Below are 22,281 nucleotides of genomic sequence, written 5' to 3'. Positions count from 1 at the left end.
CTACCCCATACATTTGTATGGGGTTAATTTTATGAAGAATAGCCCTATTAGTGCTAAAAATATTAATGCCAATATAATTTCGACAAGTCTTTAAAGAGTATGATATGACAGATAATCTTAGTTTTGATTTTTCAAATAATGATTTTAAACCATTAGCGGCGAGAATGCGTCCAATCACTTTAGAACAATATTATGGGCAATCGCATTTAGTTGGGATTGGAAAACCTTTAAGACGAGCAATAGAAACGGGGCGTATTCATTCAATGATTCTTTGGGGCCCTCCAGGAACAGGGAAAACGACTCTTGCTGAAATTATAGCGAATAGAATTAATGCAAATGTAGAAAATATTTCTGCGGTAACAAGTGGTATTAAAGAGATTAGAGAAGCGATTGAACGAGCAAAACAACGTCTTCTAGAGAACAAACAAACGATTTTATTTGTTGATGAAGTACATCGTTTTAATAAAAGTCAGCAAGATGCTTTTTTACCACATATTGAAGATGGAACGATCATTTTTATTGGTGCAACAACAGAAAACCCCTCTTTTGAATTAAATAATGCTTTGCTATCTAGGGCAAGAGTCTATTTATTAAAATCATTAGAATCACAAGATATATTACAAGTTTTAACTCAAGCCATTGAAGATAAAGAAAGAGGATTAGGTAAAGAGCGGTTAAATTTTCAAGAGAATATTCTTGAGCGATTAGCTGAATATGTGAATGGTGATGCTCGTTTTGCATTAAATTGCCTAGAACTAATGGTTGATATGGCGAGAGAAGAACAAAATGAGAAAATTTTAGACCGCACTTTATTAAGCGAAGTTCTAGGTGAAAGACAAGCTCGTTTTGATAAACAAGGTGATCGTTTTTATGATTTAATTTCTGCTTTACATAAATCTATCAGAGGCTCAGCTCCTGATGCTGCACTATATTGGTATGTAAGAATTATTAATGCTGGAGGCGATCCTTTAACGGTGGCAAGACGTTTATTAGCTATTGCTTCGGAAGATGTGGGTAATGCCGATCCAAGAGCGATGCAAGTAGCCTTAGCTGCTTGGGATTGTTTTACTCGAGTAGGGGCGGCAGAAGGTGAAAGAGCCATTGCACAAGCGATTGTTTATCTTGCCGTTGCACCAAAGAGTAATGCGGTTTATGTGGCATTTAATCAAGCAAAAAAATTAGTAAAAGAAAGCATTGATTATGATGTACCTGAACATTTACGAAATGCGCCAACAAATTTAATGAAAAATTTAGGTTATGGAGCCGAATATCGTTATGCACATAATGAAGACAATGCTTATGCAGCAGGAGAAAATTATTTTCCTGAAGAACTAAAAAATACACAATTTTACTTCCCAATGTCAAGAGGAATGGAAATTCAAATTAGTGAAAAATTAACAAGATTAAGAGAATTAGATAAAAATAGTGATAAAGTTCGTTATAAATAATGGCTTAGCGGTTTACAGTTATCTCGGTATTCACTAGAATAGAAAGAATTTATGACAATTAAATATTAAGGGTATGAAATGATTGATCCGAATTTACTACGCAATAATCTTGCAGAAGTGGCAGAAAAATTAAAAGTTAGACGTGGCTTCATCTTAGATGTAGAAAAATTTACTCAACTAGAAGAACAACGCAAAGAGTTACAAGTAAAAACAGAAACCTTACAAGCGGAGCGTAATACTCGCTCAAAAGCGATTGGTATTGCGAAATCAAAGGGTGAGGATATTGAGCCATTATTAGCAGAAGTTGATGATATGGGAATTCAGTTAAGTATGGCAAAAGCACGCTTAGAAGAAGTGTTAAAAGAAATTAATCATATTGCCTTAACGATCCCAAATATTCCATCTGATGAAGTGCCTTTAGGTAAAGATGATTCTGAAAATAAAGAAATCTTACGCTGGGGAACCCCAAGGACCTTTGATTTTGACGTAAAAGATCATGTTAGTTTAGGCGAGAATTTACAAGGGCTTGATTTTGCCTCTGGCGTAAAATTAAGTGGCGCAAGATTTGTTGTGATGAAAGGACATATTGCAAAAATGCACCGTGCTTTAGCGCAGTTTATGTTAGATCTTCATACCGAACAACATGGTTATTTAGAAACTTATGTGCCTTATTTAGTGAATCATGACACCCTCTATGGTACAGGACAGCTACCAAAATTTGGAGAGGATTTATTCCACACCAACCCATTAGAGGGAGAACAGCCTTACGCATTAATCCCAACTGCGGAAGTGCCAGTTACCAACCTTGTGCGAGATGAAATTTTAGATGCAAGTCATTTGCCAATTAAAATGACAGCACATACACCTTGTTTCCGTTCAGAAGCGGGATCTTATGGTCGTGATACACGTGGCTTAATTCGTATGCACCAATTTGATAAAGTGGAATTAGTACAAATTGTTGAACCAGAAAAATCAATGGAAGCCCTAGAAGAATTAACAGGGCATGCGGAAAAAGTACTACAATTATTAAACCTACCATATCGTAAAGTTCTGTTATGTACTGGAGATATGGGCTTTGGCTCAACAAAAACTTATGATTTAGAGGTTTGGGTACCTGCACAGAATACTTATCGTGAAATCTCATCTTGCTCAAATATGTGGGATTTCCAAGCACGCCGTATGCAAGCGCGTTACCGTATTAAAGGCGATAAAAAGACGAATTTAGTGCATACTTTAAATGGATCTGGATTAGCAGTAGGTCGTACATTAGTCGCTATTTTAGAAAACTACCAAAATGCAGATGGCTCGATCACTGTACCAGAAGTATTACGTTCATATATGGGCGGACTAACGGTAGTTGGTCGATAATTAAAGATTATTGCTTATAGAAAATCCCTTTAAGTGTATTACTAAAGGGATTTTTTTATAAAGTAAATTGATTATTTTTTCTTAGCAAGCATTGTAACAAATTTTAACTTGATACGATTACCATTCACATCTGTTTTATGTAATTCACCAATATCTTCACTATACTTTATAAATTCCCAGTCTTGATAATATTCTTTTAATTCATTTTCTTTAAAGGTAAAAGAAAAAGGAACGCTACAAGGAAAATCTTTTGTATCCATTGCGGCTACGATAAGGTTATAACCACCACTATTAGTATGTTGTTGTATATTTTTAATAATATTAGGAATAGCTTGTCTATTTAGAAACATAAAAACAACAGTAGATAAAATAAAATCATAATTTTCCTGAATGTTAGCAGAATTAATATCATAAAGTGCGGTATTAATTTTAAGATTTTCTTTATTCATTATTTCATTGAGAAATGAAATGCTCTGCTCGTTGTGATCCCAAGCTGTAACATCGTAACCAAGAGAACTCAAATATAAAGCATTACGCCCTTGTCCACAGCCAAGATCTAAAGTTTTACAAGGATTAATTAATTTGACGGCTTCTTTTACTTCAGAATGTGTCGCAGTGAGATTATATTTTTTATTAAAATAATCAGCCTTAGTGCAATAGAATTCAAGATAACATTCTAAATCATCTGAAATTGCTTCTACACGATGCCATAACTGTGGTGGAACAAAGTCTGCTTGTTTTTCACTAGTAAATAAATGTTCTTCTAATACATCCCCATTTTCATTGAGAACATAAAATTTAATTTTTCCTTTTAGTACAGTTAATTTCGCCCAAGTTCCTGATTTTGTATTATGTTTTTCTTGAAACATTTTAGGGAGGGTCGTCGCTGTCCAAATAGGCATTTTTTTATAACAAATTAGCTGATTTTTCATTATTTTTCTCCAAGTAAAATACTTGACTGTAATAGTAGGTTAATTTTATTTGATGTGCAATAGTTATATTTTTGAATCTTTCAGATTTTAATTGTTAAGTGGGTATTTTCAATTTTATAAATCAATCGTAAACTTATGTAAACTTTGTTAAAATGAGTAAATCTTCTTATAGAGTAAATTAGGTAAAAATATGCGTTGTCCTTTTTGTTTAACCGAAGAAACAAAAGTCATTGATAGTCGGTTAATCGCTGATGGTTATCAAGTCCGCCGCCGTCGAGAATGTGGCGTATGCCATGAACGGTTTACTACTTTTGAAGCGGCAGAATTATTACTTCCCAAAGTGATAAAAAATGATGGGTCAAGACAACCATTTGATGAAAACAAATTACGTCATGGTATTTTACATGCACTAGAAAAGTGTCCTGTTAGTTCTGATGATATAGAAAGATCAATTAACCATATTATCTATAAATTACGAGCGACAGGAGAGCGTGAAATAGCAAGTAAAGAAGTGGGTAAACTGGTAATGGAAGAATTAAAAACTTTAGATAAAGTAGCGTACATTCGCTTTGCTTCAGTTTATTTAAGTTTTGATGATATTAATCAGTTTAGTGCGGAAATTGAAAAATTAAAGGATTCTTAATGCAACAATTTACAGCACAAGATAAACAGTTTATGCAGCTTGCTATTGAGTTAGCAAAAAAAGGGCAATTTACTACCGCACCTAATCCCGCCGTTGGCTGTGTTATTGTAAAAAATGGTAATATTGTGGGTAAAGGCTTTCATTTTAAAGCGGGTGAAGCACATGCGGAAGTTATGGCATTACGAGAAGCAGGAGAGAATGCTAAAGGTGCTACTGCTTATGTTACCTTAGAACCTTGCTCACATTATGGACGAACCCCCCCTTGTGCTAAAGGATTAATTGATGCGGGAATAGGTAAAGTTATTGCAGCTATGGCAGATCCTAATCCTACTGTAGCAGGTAAAGGATTAAAAATGCTTTCCGATGTAGGCGTTGAAACGAAAGTAGGATTATTAGCCGATCAAGCTGAATTATTGAATAAAGGTTTTCTAACAAGAATGCGAACAGGCAAACCTTTTGTGCAACTAAAAATGGCAATGAGCCTTGACGGTAAAACTGCAATGGCAAGTGGTGAAAGTAAATGGATTACTAATGAATTATCTCGCCAAGATGTACAACAAGAAAGAGCCAAAAGTTCAGCTATTTTATCAACAAGCCAAACTATATTAGCAGACGATCCTCTCTTAAATATTCGTTGGGAACAATTTTCTGAACAGTTACAACAAGATTATCCAAAAGAAACGTTAAGACAGCCAGTTCGTATTATCTTAGATAATCACCATCAAGTTTTGCCTACACACAAATTATTTCAAATTAATTCGCCAGTATGGCTTGTTAGTGAAAAGGAAAGAGAGCTTGCAGGTTTTCCTGATTTTTGCAAACATATTCAGCTTAACGTAGAAAATTCAGCCAGTTATTTGCAAACATTATTAATCGAATTAGCAAAAAGACAAATTAATAGTATCTGGGTTGAAGCTGGGGCAACACTTGCAGGGGCATTAATTAATGAATATTTAGTTGATGAGTTAATTGTTTATATTGCCCCTAAACTATTAGGTTCTAATGCAAAAGGCTTGTGTTATTTACCACAGCTAACAAAATTAGCTGATGCACCAGAATGGCAATTAGAAAAATTAATGCAATTATCATCAGATATAAAAATAATCTATCATCGTAAGGGATAATGATATGTTAAAAAAACTGCTTCATTCCGCATTAATTGGATTAGCTACGGCAGCTATTATTTTATATATATTACCACAAATTAATCATACTTTATTTGATGATGGGGTAATCTCATATCGAACAGCTGTGCAAAAAGCGTCTCCTGCTGTTGTCAATGTATATAACCAATCCTTTACCACTGCAAATAGTAATTACCAGACCAAAGTAAATAATTTAGGTTCAGGGGTAATTATGTCAGAAGATGGGTATATCTTGACAAATAAACATGTGATTCAAGATGCAGATCAAATTGTTGTAGCTTTACAAAATGGGCATATTTATGAGGCTGATTTAGTCGGTTCTGATAGCTTAACAGATTTAGCAGTATTAAAAATTAAAGCAAATAATTTATCTACCATACCACAGAAAAAGAATAGATACTCCCATGTTGGTGATGTTGTATTAGCTATTGGTAACCCTTATAACTTGGGACAAAGTGTTTCACAGGGAATTATTAGTGCTTTAGGAAGAAATGCGGTAGGCGACTATATAGGAAGACAAAACTTTATTCAAACTGACGCCTCAATTAACAAAGGTAATTCAGGTGGAGCATTAATTAATTCAAAAGGTGAGCTCATAGGAATTAGTACCTTAAGTATTGGGAAAGATTCTACCGAGATTGCAGAAGGGTTAAGTTTTGCAATTCCTATTGAATTAGCTAATGACATAATGAGAAAAATCATTCAAGATGGTCGTGTGATTCGTGGTTATCTTGGTGTACAAAGTGATGTGTTATTTAACAATGGTCAAGGTATCTCAAATAAAGGTATTTTAATCAGTAATGTACAAGCAGGAAGTCCTGCTGATAATGCAGGTATAGAAGCGGGTGATATTATTATTGAATTTAATAATACAAAAGCAACCTCGCCAGTACAAATGATGAAAGCGATTTTAAATACTAAGCCGGGAACAACAATAGAAGTAGTTATATTACGAATGGGAAAAACGATAAAACTGCCTGTAACTATTCAAGAATATATTATTCAGAGTTAATTAACGGCAATTACAATCAATTAATTGTAAAGTGATTAAAATTACTATTTCCGTTAAAGTAAAATCTTATAATTTATATGTATAAAAGAAAAGTCAATCATTTAAGAATATGATTGACTTTTTATTTGCTTTTAACTATTAGTTAACCAAAATCCCTTTATGTCTTAGTAAAGCATCTAATCTTGGTTCTCTACCTCTAAAGCGTTTAAATAATTCCATCGGTTCTTCTGAACCACCACGGGTAAGTATTTCATCAAGATAAGATTGTCCTGTAACTGGATTGAAAATTCCTTCTTCTTCAAACCGAGAGAAAGCATCTGCAGAAAGCACTTCAGCCCATAGATAGCTATAATAACCAGCAGCATAACCACCAGCAAAGATATGACTAAAACTATGGGGTATTCTTGCCCAATCAACCCCTTTTATGACAGATACGTCATCTTTCACTTGTTTTAAAGTATCTAAAATTTGGTTTTCTTTTTCAGGATCAAATGTATGATGTAAACGGAAATCAAATAAACCAAATTCTAATTGACGTAATACAAACATTGCTGCTTGATAGTTTTTAGCTTTTAGCAATTGTGTTAGTTTTTCTTTTGGTAATGGTTCACCCGTTTCATAATGTCCTGAAATAAATGCAAGAGCTTCTTCTTCCCAGCACCAATTTTCTAAAAATTGACTTGGTAATTCTACCGCATCCCAAGGTACACCATTAATACCTGCTACATCACTAACATCAATTTGTGTGAGCATATGATGAATCCCATGCCCAAACTCGTGGAATAGGGTCGTAACTTCATCGTGAGTAAATAATGCAGGTTTATCACCAATAGGTGCATTAAAATTACAAGTTAAGTAGGCTACTGGTGTTTGTATTGTTCCGTCAGCTTTAATTTTTCTACCGACACAGTCATCCATCCATGCTCCACCACGTTTATTTTCACGAGCATAAAGATCTAAATAAAAGCTACCACGAATATTATTTTTGCTATCAATTAAATCAAAGAAACGTACATCTTTATGCCAAGTATCTACCCCAAAGCGTTCAACGGCACGAATATTAAAAATGCGTTTAATAAGTTCAAATAAACCAGAGATAACACGATTTTCAGGGAAATAAGGACGTAATTCTTCATCATTGATTGCATATAAATGCTGTTTTTGCTTTTCACTATAAAAACTAATATCCCAAGGGGCTAACTGAGTTACATTAAATTCTTTTTCACAAAATGTTTTTAATTCGTCTAATTCACGTTCACCTTGTGCTTTGGAACGTTTTGCTAAATTATCTAAGAAATCTAATACTTGTTGCGGGTTTTCTGCCATTTTAGTGGAAAGTGATAATTCTGTATAATCATTGAATCCTAATAATTTGGCGAGTTCTAGGCGTAGTGTAAGAATTTCTTGCATAATCGCACTATTATCCCATTTCCCTGCATTAGGACCTTTATCAGAAGCTCTAGTTGCAAACGCCTCATACATTTCTGCTCGTAATGCTTGATTTTCACAATAAGTCATTACAGGTAAATAGCTTGGAAATTCTAAAGTGAAACGATAACCTTGTAGCCCCTTACTTTCTGCTGATTGTTTTGCTGCTTGTAATGCACTTTCAGGCAATCCTTTTAATTGTTCTTTATCTTCAATTATTTTTTCCCAACCCATTGTCGCATCAAGTACATTGTTGCTAAATTGAGAACTTAACTCAGAAAGTCTAGCTGAGATTTCTCCGTAGCGTTTTTGTTGTTGTTCTGGTAGTGAAATACCTGAGAGTTGAAAATCGCGAAGCGCATTTTCAATCGCTTTCTTTTGAGCGACACTATAGTTAGAAAATTCAGCACTATTTTTAAGTTGTAAATAGCCTTCGTATAATCCTTTATGTTGTCCAATCCAAGTACTGTATTCTGATAACAAGGGTAGGCAAGATTGATAAACATCACGTAATTCAGGACTATTTTTTACTGCATTTAAGTGTCCTACTGGTGACCAAGCCTTACCTAATTTATCACTTACCTCAGTTAACGGAACAATAAAATTATCCCAAGTGAGTATTGGCTGTTCTAATACTGTTTCAATCGTTTTACGGCAATCTATAATTAATTGCTCTACCGCTGGCTTGATATGTTCTGGCTTTATTTTTGAAAATTGTGGTAATTCTGTTTGTACTAATAACGGATTAGACATAAAAGTTCCTTAATATAATGTATAGCCTATTATTATAAGCATAAAAATGTATTCTAATAAAATGAGGGGGAATTTTGATATTTCAAGTTGAAAATTCTAAAAAAACAAGGATAATTGATAATTATTTTTATTTTAAGGTGTGTTGATGAAGATTGTTTATATTGTTTTAGGATTTATTTTTCTTGGTTTAGGTATTTTAGGTATTATTTTACCGCTTATGCCTGCAACACCTTTTTTACTTCTTACCTTATTCTTCTTTGCTAAAGGTTCTGATAGAGTACATAACTGGTTTATTCAAACAAATATTTATAAAAAGCATCTAAAGAGTTTTAAAGAACAACGAGGTTTAACTAAAAAAGCAAAATTTTGGATTTTATTGTTTGCAACAATAACACTGACGATGGGATTTATTTTTACCCCAAGTATAATCGGTAAATCCATTATTGTTATTGTGTTAATAATGAAATATATAGCCTTTTTCTTCTGGATTAAAACCATAGAAGAACCGACTAATGAGCAATCTATATCCATTATAGATTAATTTATTTCAAGTTAAATTTCAGATTATTATTTGGGATTTGTGTATAATGGCACTTATCTTTATTATTAATAATGTGTTATGGCATACCCTAAATTTTTTATAAAACAAGTTTCTATTATAAAAATACTATTTTATAGTACGTTTTTTATGCTTTTTTCTTGTGATCAAAAACAACATAATTCTCCAGTTAATCATTCATCAAATCAACAGTATTCTGAAACTAATATACCAAAATTTGCTAATAACCCACCTACATCTCGAAGTCGTGAAGTATTAATACGTGCAGTCTATGGAGACTTAGTAAATCGACCAGAATTACTAGAAAATCAAAATCAAAGTGCATTTTTAAGAGATATTTTTGAAGGATTGGTAGGGTATGATACAAACGGAAATATTGTTCCTGCGGTAGCGGAAAGTTGGCAAACTGAAGACAATAAAAACTGGGTATTTATTCTACGTGAAAATGCAAAATGGTCTAATGGTGAGCCTGTTACTGCAGAGGATTTTGTAAAAAGTTGGCAAAAATTAGCATTATCAAACTCACCTTTAAAAAATTATTTAGCATTTATGAACATAAAGAATGCTAAGCTGGTTATTGAAAATACGACATTAACAGAGCCTTTAGGTATCTCTGCAATAGATAAGAGAATATTGTTAATTGAATTAGATAAAGCAACACCTTATTTACCTGAAATGTTAGTACATTCAAGTTTATTGCCACAGTATTTTGGTGAACAGCAAGGAACTATTGGGAATGGGGCTTACCAAGTATTAAATCAGGAAAATGATTTGGTTCATTTAATTAAAAATTCTTATTATTGGGATAAACAAAATGTCTCATTCAATTTTGTCGATTATAAAAAAATTACAGACGAAAAGAATATTAATAATATTGATTTATGGATAAATCCTAAATATAAAGACCAAACAGATATTCATTTTTTACCAAAACAGTGCCTTTATTTTTATACCTTTAATTTTTCTCATCAACAACTACAACATTTAGCCATTCGTCAGGCATTAAAGGCAATGATTTCAAATAAAAATATTACACCTAATCATATGTTGCCACTTAATTCTATTTTACCTCGTTCTTTGCAACAAGAAAGCCAAGCGGCTTGGTCTTATGTATTAGTAGAGAAATTATTAAAAGAGGCGAACATCACAGAAAAAGTACCACTTCGTTTTAAACTTGTTTATGATAATGGTGAAATACATTCTGATATTGCAAAACGTTTGACGCAAATGTGGTCTCAGTCTGACTTATTAAGAATAGATACGGCTCAAGTGAGTTATGATGAATTATTAAAAAGAAGGGCTACTGGCGATTTTGATCTTATTCGAGCTGGTTGGTGTAGTGATTACAAAGAGCCATCTGCTTTTTTAAACCAGTTTCATTCTCATAGTGCAGATAATCAAGTGGGTTATAATAATCCAAGAGTAGACGAATTATTAGATGAAAGTATCAAGATTATTTCTCCAGAAAAACGTACCGCACTTTATCAACAAATTGTCGATGAGCTACAAAAAGATGTAGTTATTTTACCTATTTTCCAATATACCATACCTTATTACTGGCATTCATCAGTGCTCGGCATTAATGATGAGAATGATACAGGCGTGATATATAGCAAAGACTTGTATCGAAAATTAGAAACTCAGACAAGGCGTTAAATAGTAAATAAGCCCTAAAATAGAGATTTATTTTAGGGCTTATGCTTTATTCTTTTTCCATCGTTGTAGGTTCTACTGTTTCTGGAACTACATCAAGTGTATTATTTTCTTCTGCAGGGAGTTCTTGTTGTAATAGATCTTGAATGAGTTGTTGCTCCGTTTTGCCATTAAACCAACGTTGATTGTTTTTTTGTTTAATATTGAAAATATAATTTTTTTCATCTTCAACAAAATAGGGATTTAATTCTCCAAAAGGTTTAATTGTTTGAAGTATTTCTTGCCATAATAAGCTTTGTGATAAACTTTCATCTTGGTTATCCACTAAAGATTTTTCAATGGTGAACGTATTTTCAAAATTAATTTTATCTAAATATTGTGCTATTAAGCTGTAATTATTAGTTGATAATAGCTTGTCTTCTTTTTCTGGTAATGGTAAATTCAAATTAAATTTATTCGTTATTCTTCCTAATAGCTTACTTTCTGTTGAACCCAGATTAAGCGATAATTCGGCATTATTAATATTCAATGTAAATTTTTTGAAACTATCTTTTATTTTTTTATCTATTTCTATATCATAACCAAGTGCATAAGAATATAGATAACTTAAAACAAGGGATTTATATTGTGTTAATTCTATAGGTAAATTCAATGTTACATCACTGATTGATAGTCGTTCTTGTGGATAAACAAATTTTTCAAGGGCAATTTGTGAAGCCCAATTATATTGGTCATCAGGAGTAAGTGATTCTTTTGAATTAATTGTCAGATGATCGAATTGAATTTCTTCGTTTGAAAATGTTCCAATCTTCATCTGGCTATTTATTTCTTCAGGATAATTTTCTAAAAATTTATTCAATTTTTCTGAGAGTTGTTTAATCTCAGTTCCTGCAGGATTATTTTGCTTATCCTTAAGTAAGAATTGAATAAATTCAACATAATTTTTGAAATTAATTGAATTAGCCTGACTATGATGCTCAAATTTATTAATTGTTGTTTTATTATTTTCCACGACATCTAAATTATCGAAATTAAAAGAAGTTTCTAATTGGAATTTATTATTTTCGTTTTGTGTTGCATTGAGTTTTAAATCAATATTTTTTAGTGAACTATTTTGTTGCGGGAAAATCGTTTCTGTACTTGAGATACCAAAATGAGTGTTTTTACTTTCAAGTAATAGGTTTAATAATAAACTACCAGCTTCTGCATAATTTAGATTTTCTGTATTTAAATAATGTTTGATATCTGAAAAAACTAAACGATTAGGCACTTCAGCTAAGGTTAATTCTGTGGTAATACCATTTGCAATAAAGGTTTTATTATCAGGGTTATCAGGATTTTTAGAGGATACTTCACTCCGACCAATAGTTAGTTTTCCTGATAAATCATAGACCTCTGGAGATAATTTTTTATCCATATCATAGGCAATATTATCTAATGTGATATGGGTATTTTCACCATCAAATAGGTAAATATTAGCTTTATCAACATTGATGTTTAACTCAGAAAGATCGTATTTACTTTGTCCTATTGGTATAAGGGTTAGATCTGTTTTTAAATTTTTAATTTCATTTTGTTCGTCATATTTTAAACCTGTTAATGATGCATTGATATCCATAAATTGCGTTTTGGATGCAAAATTGAGATTCATTTCAAACGATTGGGGATTATTCGTAAAATCTCTAAATTCGGTAATAATATTTGATTGTAAATAGTCTCCAATAACTGAAAATTTACTATTTATTGTATTTTTATCAATTGTAATATTAAGTTTTTTATTTATTTCTTTAACTAGTTTAGTTGGTAATTGAAAATCAGCTGTAATAGCAAAGGGAAAAGCAGTAAGTTTTGTCGTAATAATCTCTGTTTTATCTGCTTTTGCATCAGCTAAAATAAAAGAAAGTTCTCTTTGGAAAAAGTTTTTATTTTTTTGAGTAATGTTTAAAGTTAATTGATCTCTTAAATGATAAGGGAAATGCTGTAATGTCTGATCAATTTTATAGTTAGTATAAAATTGAGCGCCAATACCTAAAGCAATAGCGATCGCTGTTAGTCTTAAGGTTATTTTTGTTTTTTTGTTCATTTTATTAATTCCCTAGAATAAAAGATAATTGCCACTAGAATATAGCAAATTCAGACTATCACTACAAATAAACTTTAATCGTAATTTTAGAAAATATGTTTTTAAATATTTATTATTTATTTTCTACAAAATTATTGAAAAAACCTACCGCACTTATAAATGTTTCCCCATAAAAAATAAGCGGAGTACGTTTTCTTTCCCACACTGGCACATTTGCCCTTTGCCAGCATTTTTTAATATCTTCATTAATACCATTTTTTAATCTCACTTTTCCAGAATACTGAAAACGAATTTGTATTGGTAAATTAGTAAAAGGTAGTTTTACTTGATATTCATTCCATTGTACTAATAAATAATCTTTCTGTAATAATAAGTTAAATTTACCTAAATTATCAGGTAATTCAATAGATTGATTTTTTTGTATATCAATTTTAAGTTTGCTTAGATCCGCAAATTTTTCAGTTAAATAAAGATAATTTTGATAACGTCTAATAAATTTATTACCAAGTTGAAAAATAGGGACTCGGCTATTATCAGATAAAATTACATCTTGAATTATTTGTTGTAGTTGAATAACAGAGGGCATTGCTAAATTAAATTCAGCGAACCATAAACGCAACAATGCTTTTTGTTTAATAAGAGAATAATCTTTAAAATTTTCAATGGAAAAAGTGCGGTCATTTTTATTAAAGTTTTTTTGAAAATCTTCCGCTAATAATTCATTAATAAGAGTTTGTTGTTCAAAACAATGTTGTGCAGAACGTTGTACCGCTTCATCAAAATGCCCCCAGCGTTGACGTAATTCAGGTAAGATTTGATTGCGTAAAAAGTTTCGATCATATTGATTATCTTGATTACTCTCATCTTCAATCCAAACTAATTTTTCTTGCTCGGCATAAGTTTCTAATTGTTGACGAGTAAAGGGGAGTAGGGGCCTAAAAATTGGCATATCAAACAGCATACTCGTGGATTGCATTGCCGAAAGTCCTTGCAAGCCACTACCTCGTTTTAATGCTAAGAAAAATGTTTCTACTTGATCTTGTTGATGATGAGCAGTAACCAAAACTTCCTTTTTGTTTAAGTGATCTTTAATAGTGAAATAACGAGCTTCTCTTGCGCCTGATTCTAAGCCATTTTTAAAATCAATATTCACATTTTCAGTAATAAAGGCAATCTTTAAGTGCTCGCATATTGCTGAGCAATGTTGTTGCCAATAATCTGCATTTTTACTTAGACCGTGATGAATGTGAATTGCCCTAATTTGAAAGTGCGGTTGTTTTTCACGAAGTTTTGCAAAAAGAGATAGTAAAACTGTCGAATCTAGCCCACCACTAAACGCAACAAGAAAAGTATTTTGGTTTGGATAATATTGGTTAATTTGTTTGCAAAAATTTTCAAATAACATGGGATTAATAAGTAATTAATTCAATGGAGAATAGTTTAACGATATTAAAAGAAGATTGCACAGGTTTTGTGAAAATAATTGTAATATATTTCATAATGTTGCATTATGCTTCACATTAATTAAATATGCTAATGTATCAAAGCTCATTAATTTAGTTTTTTGCTATTCTAATATTTAGGAGAATCATAAATGAAATGTGATGATAAATCTTGTTCTACTACTAAGTCTAAGTCTGATACAGGCTTTCATTTCCCTTGTTGTATGTGTCTTTTTGTAATCCTTTTCTTTATGACCATGCCTTTTATGCAATGGATCACCGCAGAAATCACCACGCCGATACGGCAAATGATGATAGGGGATAAAGGCATTCAAATTTATCTCAAACCAGAAGAATGGCGTGAATTACGTGGTATTACTACCATCCCTCCTAAAATAGAAGGTCCTCTTGATAATTTTTATTATCTTGGTTGGGAAGGAGGAGAATATGATGATGTTTCTTTTCCTAAATTTATTGAAGTTGAGGGGATAAAATATGAGGCAAATTATATTGATAAAAAAACACGTGTCATTTTGTATTATGCCACAAAATATAATGAACTTCCTTACTTTTGGACTTTAGGTACATCTTATAGATTATTTTATGATCCTATTATTCATAAAATAATTGCTTCTTCTGAAGATGCTTTTGGAGAATATCCAACCCCTCTCGCAGGGGGGGGGAAACTATAGGTGGTGTTCATTCAAATGGAAGTAATTATATAAAATTTAAAACATATTTAAATCAAAATTATAATTTTTAATTAGGGGAACTTTATGAGTGGTACAAATAACGCATTATTGGCTTCAGCAGCTTATATTAACTTTATTGATTAAAAACTCTTCAAAAAAATACCGCAGTTAGTGCTTTATTTTTAGTTTTTTTATTTAAAATTACTGAGATAAATTAGATTGTTAACATTAATTATTTGACAAATAATCAAATTTTGTTAGTTTGGCTCTTATTTTTTAAATTTATCTCAGGAGAATCATAAATGAAATGTGATGATAAATCTTGCTCAACTACCAATCCCAATTCTGACACGGGATTTCATTTCCCTTGTTGTATGTGTCTTTTTGTAATCCTTTTCTTTATGGCCATGCCCTTCATGCGTTGGATAACCGCAGAAATCACCACCCCAATCCGTCAAATGATGATAGGTGATAAAGGCATTCAAATTTATGTGAAGCCAGAAGAATGGCGTAAATTGCGTGGTATTACTACCATTGCCGATCCAAATTCTACTTTAGAATGGGATGATCTGATAAAAGGAGAGGATATGGATATTATTTTTCCTGAATTTATTGAATTTAATGGCATAAAATATAAAGCAAGCTATATTGATAAAAAAACTCGAATTATTCACTACCGTAACAAAAAATATCGAGAACTTCCTTATTTTTGGACATTGGGAACAGATTATAGACTTTATTATGATCCGATTATTCATAAGACTATTGCTATTTCTGAAGATGCTTCTGGAGCATACCCAAATTATCTTGCTGGAGGAGGAAATTCTGTAGGCGGAATTGCAAAGGAAGATAGTAACTATAATAAATTAAGAGAATATTTACGTCAAAATTATACTTTTAACTAGGAGAGTCTTATGAGTGGAACAAATAACGCTTTATTAGCTTCTGTAGCTTATATTAATTTTTTTGATGAAAGTGGTAATCCTATTAATGGTGAAAAAATAAAAGAAACTTTAAAAGATCCTAAGGATGGTCGAAGTCTTACCCAAGCCCAAGCCGATCAATTTGTAGATAACTATGAAGTGCTTCACCAGCAGTTGGAAACAAGTAGTGGTTTTTCTGCTATGGTGGTGAAAGAGAAAAAATCCAATAAATACCATTTTGTGGTAAGAGGAACTGCAGATCTAAGAGATTTTCTAGCCGATGGACAACTTGTACTTACTGGGCTTGCGAAAGATCAACTAATTGATGCCCTTAATTATTATAAACTTGTTACAACCCCAGAGGGGGAGGTTTATGATGAAATAGACCTAATCAATTTTCCACCTAATGCAAGAGCTCCTGGTGCCAAACCTAAAGTAGACGAAATTACCACTTCTAAAAAACAAGGACTAGGGATCGTAAAAGGCCCTCTGGATGCCGTTGGTCATAGTCTTGGGCATTCAATTAACATCGCTCTAAATTCTATTGTTGGTGGAATTGATGAAGTTATCGGCTTGAATGGTGCGGGTGCTGATTTAGAAAAAAACAGTGGATTACTCAATCAACTAGCATCTCTATCAAGTGGCGGTCAAGTACAATATGATAAAAGTAATATTACTAATTATGTAGGAGAAAAGGCTCGTCTTATTGCCAGTGATAAAGTTTATAAGCAGTATGGAAAAGTAGTGATATTAAAGACGGGTTTTGAGTATACTCTCCCAGAAGAACAACCTCATTATGGTAATGATGATACTTATGTTACTTCTTTAAGTAATATTTCTGTTTTACTTTCTCAAGCCATTGATGATCATGGTGTAAATACTTTAATTCCTGCCATGGATGAAGATAAGATCTCTGAATCAACAAAAGTAATACTAGAGTACACTAAAGGTAAAGAAAGTGAAGAAGATAAGGAAGACGTAAAAATCTATTTTCCAGGAGAGCATATTAGGCTTGAGGGGGATATTTTTTATGATAGAATTCGCTATGAACAGTATGGTCATCAAATGACTGCTGAAGAAATTAAAGAAATTAAAAAAATTAAAGAAAATATTCAAAAAGGTTTATTAAGTGGATCGATTTTAGAAAGTTATGATCCTGATAGCAAAACTGCAGTATTTTCTTCTGTTCAACTTTTTGATATGTCACACGATGGCTATACAAATTATAAATATACTCTGACAGGACTTAACTTACCTCCTAAAATAAAAGTATCACAAGAAGGTTATTTAGAATTTAGTGCTGATTTACTTACAATAACACCTATTGATAAAAATGGTGAAGTTGTTGGGGATAGTATTACTATTGAAGATTTTAAAAATGGCCAACTTGGTATAATCTTATCTGACATCATGGAGATAGAAAGATCAATGTATGCTAGTTTTTATACGGGAGATAATATTTCTTTAAGAAAAGTTGATTATAGTAAGAATAATAATAGCTACGTAGGCAATAGTGATTGGGGAAATTCTCAACATGGGGATACTAGAAATCATGGTGCTGATTTAGATTCTCCTTCTGATAATGATTTCAATGCCTCAGACAGTTCAAATGGCTCTTCGAATGATTCTAGTGGCTCGAATAATTCTGATGACTCGAATGATTCTGATGGTTCAAATGGGAATAATAATACACCACCGCCACCCAATAGGCGTGGACGCAATCACCAAGTCTACGATCCACTAGTACTGGATTTAGATGGAGATGGTATTGATAGTATTGGCTATGACGGACGTAATGGAGCATTGTTTGATCATGATTCTGATGGTATTCGTACAGCGACAGGTTGGATAAAGAGTGACGACGCTTTTCTTGTACTAGATAGAAATAGTGATGGGAAAATTAATAATGCTTCCGAATTATTTAGCGATACAATAACTTTATCTGACTCGACTCGTTCTGAACATGGTTTTGCGGCATTAAAAGATTTAGATGCTAATAATGATAATCTCGTCGATAAACAAGACCCTCTCTTTTCACAATTACAATTATGGCGTGATTTAAATCAGAATGGAATAAGTGAAGGAAATGAACTATTTAGTCTTTCTGATTTTTCTGTTAAATCCTTGTATACTGACTATGAAAATCGTCATGATGTTGTAGATGGTGGTAATGTTTTAAGCCAACTTGGTAAGTATGAAAAAGAAGATGGCTCATTTGGTGTTATGGCAGATTTAAACTTTACTTTTAATCCTTTTTATAGCCGTTTCACTGAGGATTTAACTCTCTCACAGGAACAGCAAAAAGTTATTAATTTAAAGGGCGTTGGTCGAGTTAGAGATTTAAGAGAGTCGGCGAGTTTGTCTCCAGAACTAAATAACCTATTACAACAGTATTCAAATGCAGAAACACGAGACGTACAACTTGCTTTGTTACCGACTATTTTAGAAAAATGGGCAAAAACAGATAAAAAATACAAAGATTATGGGTTAAAGTTAGAGAAAACAGTTGAAACTGATGATCCTAAGGCTACGGTAGTGAGAGCTACGCCGAGTGAATTAAAGGCACTTCGAAATGTACAACATGATCCTAAAGTGATGCAACGCTTTGAAGAAAATAAAGCAAAAATTTCTGCAATTAATTCACTGTATGGTATGAATATTAATCAACTTTATTATACAACGGATAAAGATATCGGCTATATTACTGATAAAGTTAATCGAATTCATGATAGAACAGTACAGTTTGCTTATGAATCTTTATTATTCCAAACTCGTTTAAAGAAGTATGTGAGTTCTATTAGATTTAATTATAAGAACGGTACTGTTGCATTAGATTTTTCTGAGACAGAAAAATTATTTAATCAAAAATTTTTAGAATCACCAAAAGAGGCTTTAACGGATTTAAGTGAGTACCTTGCTTATCAAAATATGTCAAGTGAATGGCAAAATGGTTTAGCATTATTAAACCGATATCTTGAATTTGCTAGGAAAGCAGGTTTTGAAGAAAGTTGGAAAGAAAGCTCTCAAAATACTATACATAGATTACAGCAAAAGGGCATATTATTTACAGATCATATTAATCTTGATTCAACTCAAAACAATGACATATTAATAGGGAATTCTGAGAACAATATACTAACCGCAAAAAAAGGTGACGATACGTTAATTGGTGGATCAGGGGACGATACGCTTAAGGGTGGTTATGGTGCAGATACTTATGTCTTTAGTAAAGGGCATGGACAAGATATTATCTATGAATATTCAGATTATAATCATCGAGCTCATGATATTGATGTCATACGCTTTACTGATGTTGCATCGGATGAGGTGAAATACCGTCGAGTAGAGAATGACCTTTTACTATTTGGTTATAATGGGGAAGATTCAATTACCATTAAATATTTCTATAACCATGAAGATTATCAAATCAATAGTTTTGAATTTACTGATAAAACCATTAGCCTGAAAGAACTAGGTCAGCAAGGTATGAGAGTTTTCGGTACAGCAGAAGGTGATACGATAGTAGATTGGGATGCTAACTCAATTATTGAAGGTGGTTTAGGTCATGATATTATAGATGCTAAAAGTGGTGACGACACGCTAATTGGTGGTGTGGGTAATGATATCCTTAAAGGGAATTATGGCGCAGATACTTATATCTTTAGTAAAGGACATGGACAAGATACTATTTATGAATATTCGGACTATAATCATCGAGCACATGATATTGATACGATACGCTTTACGGATGTTGCTTCTGATGAAGTGAAGTATCGTCGCATAGGAGATGATTTATTGTTATTTGGTTATAATGATGAGGACTCTATTACAATAAAATCTTTCTTTGATCATGAAGATTATCAAATCAATCATTTTGAGTTTAGTGATCGCCAAATTAATTTAGGCACATTGATAGAAGAGGGGATTCATCTTTATGGAACAGATGGTAATGATACGATAGTCGATCATTCTACTTGGGATTCTATTTTAGAAGGTGGAGCAGGAGATGATGTATTAAAAGGTAGCTATGGAGCGGATACCTATATCTTTAGTAAGGGACATGGACAAGATACTATTTATGAATATTCAGATTATAATCATCGAGCCCATGATATTGATACTATTCGTTTCACAGATGTTACCTCCAATGAAGTTAAATATCGTCGAATAGGAGATGATTTATTGTTATTCGGTTATAACGGTGATGATTCTATTATGATCAAATATTTCTATAATCATGAGGATTATCAAATTAATCGTTTTGAATTTTCGGATAAAATCATTAGTCTTAAAGAATTGGGTCAGCAAGGAATGCCTCTTTATGGTACAGAAAATGATGATGCGATTGTAGATTGGAATGCAAACTCAATTATTGAAGGTGGTTTAGGTAACGATATTATAGATGCTAAGAATGGTGATGATACGCTAATCGGCGGTGTGGGTAATGATATCCTTAAAGGGAATTATGGCGCAGATACTTATATCTTTAGTAAAGGACATGGACAAGATACTATTTATGAATATTCGGACTATAATCATCGAGCGCATGATATTGATACGATACGCTTTACGGATGTTGCTTCTGATGAAGTGAAGTATCGTCGCATAGGGGATGATTTATTGTTATTTGGTTATAATGATGAGGACTCTATTACAATAAAATCTTTCTTTGATCATGAAGATTATCAAATCAATCATTTTGAGTTTAGTGATCGCCAAATTAATTTAGGCACATTGATAGAAGAGGGGATTCATCTTTATGGAACAGATGGTAATGATACGATAGTCGATCATTCTACTTGGGATTCTATTTTAGAAGGTGGAGCAGGAGATGATGTATTAAAAGGTAGCTATGGAGCGGATACCTATATCTTTAGTAAGGGGCATGGACAAGATACTATTTATGAATATTCAGATTATAATCATCGAGCCCATGATATTGATACTATTCGTTTCACAGATGTTACCTCCAATGAAGTTAAATATCGTCGAATAGGAGATGATTTATTGTTATTTGGTTATAACGGTGATGATTCTATTATGATCAAATATTTCTATAATCATGAGGATTATCAAATTGATCGTTTTGAATTTTCGGATAAAATCATTAGTCTTAAAGAATTGGGTCAGCAAGGAATGTCTCTTTATGGTACAGAAAATGATGATACGATTATAGATTGGAATGCAAACTCAATTATTGAAGGTGGTTTAGGTAACGATATTATAGATGCTAAGAATGGTGATGATATGCTAATCGGCGGTGTGGGTAATGATATCCTTAAAGGGAATTATGGCGCAGATACTTATATCTTTAGTAAAGGACATGGACAAGATACTATTTATGAATATTCGGACTATAATCATCGAGCGCATGATATTGATACGATACGCTTTACGGATGTTGCTTCTGATGAAGTGAAATATCGTAGGGTAGACGATGATTTATTACTATTTGATTATAACGGCGATGATTCCATCACTATTAAAGATTTTTATGACCACGAAGATTATCAGATTAACCGTTTTGAATTTACTGATCGCCAAGTTGATTTATCTACTCTTATTAAAGAGGGCATTCATCTTTATGGCACAGAAGGTGATGATATAGTAGAAGATTATCAAGATTGGGATTCAATTTTAGAAGGTGGTAAAGGAAATGATATTCTAAAAGGTAGTTATGGTGCAGATACTTATGTCTTTAGTAAAAGACATGGTCAAGATATTGTTTATGAATATTCGGATTATAATCATCGAGTACATGATATTGATACGATACGCTTTACGGATTTAAATGATCCTAAAAATCTTTGGTTTTCTAAAAAGGATAGCCATTTATTAATTACCAACTTAGAAACATCAGATACAATAACCGTCAATAACTGGTATTTACATAAAGATTATCAAATTGAACGTGTAGAACTTAATGATAACAAAGTGTTAACCTCTGCGGAGGTTGAGAAGTTGGTATCAGCAATGGCTACGTTTGAAGCTTCTCATAGTAGTGATATACTTTCTGTACCACGTAGCGAAGTTGAGCAATATATCAATTCTCTTGCCGTAACCAGTTATTATGGTTAGATAATTTTGTTAGAAAGCACTTTAGTATTTAATAGATTTTACTTATTAGAGTGCTTTTTTATTTTTAAAAGAGCGGTTAAATTTTTTTATAGTTTTAACTCGGTTATAACATCATGATTTTG

Annotated in this window: 14 protein-coding genes; 10 read left to right on the top strand and 4 right to left on the bottom strand. The window is 32.3% G+C overall.

The annotated features are described in order from the left end of the window. The first annotated feature begins 104 nt into the window (after nucleotides 1–104). Nucleotides 105–1,448, top strand: coding sequence for a replication-associated recombination protein A (locus EV697_RS04585; RefSeq protein WP_132023097.1), 1,344 nt, complete (start codon nucleotides 105–107; stop codon nucleotides 1,446–1,448). A 78-nt stretch (nucleotides 1,449–1,526) separates the two neighbouring features. Next, on the top strand, nucleotides 1,527–2,816 hold the full coding sequence (serS, locus tag EV697_RS04580) for a serine--tRNA ligase (RefSeq protein ID WP_132023095.1): 1,290 nt from the start codon (nucleotides 1,527–1,529) through the stop codon (nucleotides 2,814–2,816). A gap of 71 nt (nucleotides 2,817–2,887) precedes the next feature. On the opposite strand, the gene tehB is transcribed toward serS, so the two are convergent. Beyond that, the gene (tehB, locus tag EV697_RS04575) at nucleotides 2,888–3,748 is read right to left on the bottom strand and encodes an SAM-dependent methyltransferase TehB (protein WP_132023093.1); all 861 of its coding nucleotides are present in this window, start codon (nucleotides 3,746–3,748) and stop codon (nucleotides 2,888–2,890) included. A gap of 190 nt (nucleotides 3,749–3,938) precedes the next feature. On the opposite strand from tehB, the gene nrdR reads away from it, so the two are divergent. The 3 genes from nrdR to degS are packed head-to-tail and all read left to right on the top strand — an operon-like array spanning nucleotide 3,939 to nucleotide 6,548. Beyond that, complete coding sequence (gene nrdR, locus EV697_RS04570) at nucleotides 3,939–4,391, top strand: transcriptional regulator NrdR (protein WP_132023091.1); 453 nt, start codon at nucleotides 3,939–3,941, stop codon at nucleotides 4,389–4,391. Beyond that, nucleotides 4,391–5,515 carry a bifunctional diaminohydroxyphosphoribosylaminopyrimidine deaminase/5-amino-6-(5-phosphoribosylamino)uracil reductase RibD gene (gene ribD, locus EV697_RS04565; RefSeq protein WP_132023089.1) on the top strand — a complete coding sequence of 375 codons (1,125 nt, stop codon included), beginning with the start codon at nucleotides 4,391–4,393 and terminating at the stop codon, nucleotides 5,513–5,515. The genes nrdR and ribD overlap by 1 nt, the downstream gene beginning before the upstream one ends. Before the next feature lie 4 nt (nucleotides 5,516–5,519). After that, nucleotides 5,520–6,548 (top strand): outer membrane-stress sensor serine endopeptidase DegS, encoded by a 1,029-nt coding sequence (degS, locus tag EV697_RS04560; RefSeq protein ID WP_132023087.1) that lies wholly within the window; start codon nucleotides 5,520–5,522, stop codon nucleotides 6,546–6,548. A gap of 138 nt (nucleotides 6,549–6,686) precedes the next feature. On the opposite strand, the gene prlC is transcribed toward degS, so the two are convergent. Then, a complete protein-coding gene (gene prlC / locus EV697_RS04555; RefSeq protein WP_132023085.1) occupies nucleotides 6,687–8,729 on the bottom strand; it encodes an oligopeptidase A in 2,043 nt (680 codons plus the stop codon). Between the two features lie 145 nt (nucleotides 8,730–8,874). Here prlC and EV697_RS04550 point away from each other — a divergent pair, with 145 nt between their 5' ends. Together EV697_RS04550 and EV697_RS04545 are read left to right on the top strand one after the other, a co-directional pair. Further along, a complete protein-coding gene (locus EV697_RS04550) occupies nucleotides 8,875–9,270 on the top strand; it encodes a YbaN family protein (RefSeq protein ID WP_132023083.1) in 396 nt (131 codons plus the stop codon). Between the two features lie 147 nt (nucleotides 9,271–9,417). After that, nucleotides 9,418–10,944: a peptide ABC transporter substrate-binding protein gene (locus EV697_RS04545; protein ID WP_165906468.1), complete on the top strand. Its 1,527-nt coding sequence runs from the start codon at nucleotides 9,418–9,420 to the stop codon at nucleotides 10,942–10,944. A 46-nt stretch (nucleotides 10,945–10,990) separates the two neighbouring features. Here the strand turns inward: EV697_RS04545 and EV697_RS04540 are convergent, their stop codons facing one another. Together EV697_RS04540 and tilS are read right to left on the bottom strand one after the other, a co-directional pair. Next, nucleotides 10,991–13,024 (bottom strand): YdgA family protein, encoded by a 2,034-nt coding sequence (locus tag EV697_RS04540; RefSeq protein WP_132023079.1) that lies wholly within the window; start codon nucleotides 13,022–13,024, stop codon nucleotides 10,991–10,993. A 112-nt stretch (nucleotides 13,025–13,136) separates the two neighbouring features. Next, nucleotides 13,137–14,429 (bottom strand): tRNA lysidine(34) synthetase TilS, encoded by a 1,293-nt coding sequence (tilS, locus tag EV697_RS04535; protein ID WP_132023077.1) that lies wholly within the window; start codon nucleotides 14,427–14,429, stop codon nucleotides 13,137–13,139. 189 nt (nucleotides 14,430–14,618) lie between these two features. Here tilS and EV697_RS04530 point away from each other — a divergent pair, with 189 nt between their 5' ends. The 3 genes from EV697_RS04530 (at nucleotide 14,619) to EV697_RS04520 (ending at nucleotide 22,159) form a co-directional block, all read left to right on the top strand. Then, entirely contained in the window at nucleotides 14,619–15,158 is a 540-nt protein-coding gene (locus tag EV697_RS04530) for a hypothetical protein (RefSeq protein ID WP_132023075.1), read from the top strand. 302 nt (nucleotides 15,159–15,460) lie between these two features. Continuing rightward, on the top strand, nucleotides 15,461–16,063 hold the full coding sequence (locus EV697_RS04525; protein ID WP_236824080.1) for a hypothetical protein: 603 nt from the start codon (nucleotides 15,461–15,463) through the stop codon (nucleotides 16,061–16,063). 9 nt (nucleotides 16,064–16,072) lie between these two features. Further along, a complete protein-coding gene (locus EV697_RS04520) occupies nucleotides 16,073–22,159 on the top strand; it encodes a calcium-binding protein (RefSeq protein WP_132023073.1) in 6,087 nt (2,028 codons plus the stop codon). Nucleotides 22,160–22,281: the final 122 nt, after the last annotated feature.

The sequence above is a fragment of the Bisgaardia hudsonensis genome, from assembly GCF_004345785.1.
GTDB classification, from domain to species: Bacteria; Pseudomonadota; Gammaproteobacteria; order Enterobacterales; family Pasteurellaceae; genus Bisgaardia; species Bisgaardia hudsonensis.
The sequence above is the reverse complement of the archived record's forward strand: the minus strand, read 5'-3'. Positions and strand labels throughout refer to the sequence as shown.

What these genes read in the sequence shown, in the direction of transcription:
- EV697_RS04585 (WP_132023097.1), top strand. Translation starts at nt 105, where the DNA reads ATGACAGATAATCTTAGTTTTGATTTTTCAAATAATGATTTTAAACCA.
- serS (WP_132023095.1), top strand. Translation starts at nt 1,527, where the DNA reads ATGATTGATCCGAATTTACTACGCAATAATCTTGCAGAAGTGGCAGAA.
- tehB (WP_132023093.1), bottom strand. Translation starts at nt 3,748, where the DNA reads ATGAAAAATCAGCTAATTTGTTATAAAAAAATGCCTATTTGGACAGCG.
- nrdR (WP_132023091.1), top strand. Translation starts at nt 3,939, where the DNA reads ATGCGTTGTCCTTTTTGTTTAACCGAAGAAACAAAAGTCATTGATAGT.
- ribD (WP_132023089.1), top strand. Translation starts at nt 4,391, where the DNA reads ATGCAACAATTTACAGCACAAGATAAACAGTTTATGCAGCTTGCTATT.
- degS (WP_132023087.1), top strand. Translation starts at nt 5,520, where the DNA reads ATGTTAAAAAAACTGCTTCATTCCGCATTAATTGGATTAGCTACGGCA.
- prlC (WP_132023085.1), bottom strand. Translation starts at nt 8,729, where the DNA reads ATGTCTAATCCGTTATTAGTACAAACAGAATTACCACAATTTTCAAAA.
- EV697_RS04550 (WP_132023083.1), top strand. Translation starts at nt 8,875, where the DNA reads ATGAAGATTGTTTATATTGTTTTAGGATTTATTTTTCTTGGTTTAGGT.
- EV697_RS04545 (WP_165906468.1), top strand. Translation starts at nt 9,418, where the DNA reads ATGCTTTTTTCTTGTGATCAAAAACAACATAATTCTCCAGTTAATCAT.
- EV697_RS04540 (WP_132023079.1), bottom strand. Translation starts at nt 13,024, where the DNA reads ATGAACAAAAAAACAAAAATAACCTTAAGACTAACAGCGATCGCTATT.
- tilS (WP_132023077.1), bottom strand. Translation starts at nt 14,429, where the DNA reads ATGTTATTTGAAAATTTTTGCAAACAAATTAACCAATATTATCCAAAC.
- EV697_RS04530 (WP_132023075.1), top strand. Translation starts at nt 14,619, where the DNA reads ATGAAATGTGATGATAAATCTTGTTCTACTACTAAGTCTAAGTCTGAT.
- EV697_RS04525 (WP_236824080.1), top strand. Translation starts at nt 15,461, where the DNA reads ATGAAATGTGATGATAAATCTTGCTCAACTACCAATCCCAATTCTGAC.
- EV697_RS04520 (WP_132023073.1), top strand. Translation starts at nt 16,073, where the DNA reads ATGAGTGGAACAAATAACGCTTTATTAGCTTCTGTAGCTTATATTAAT.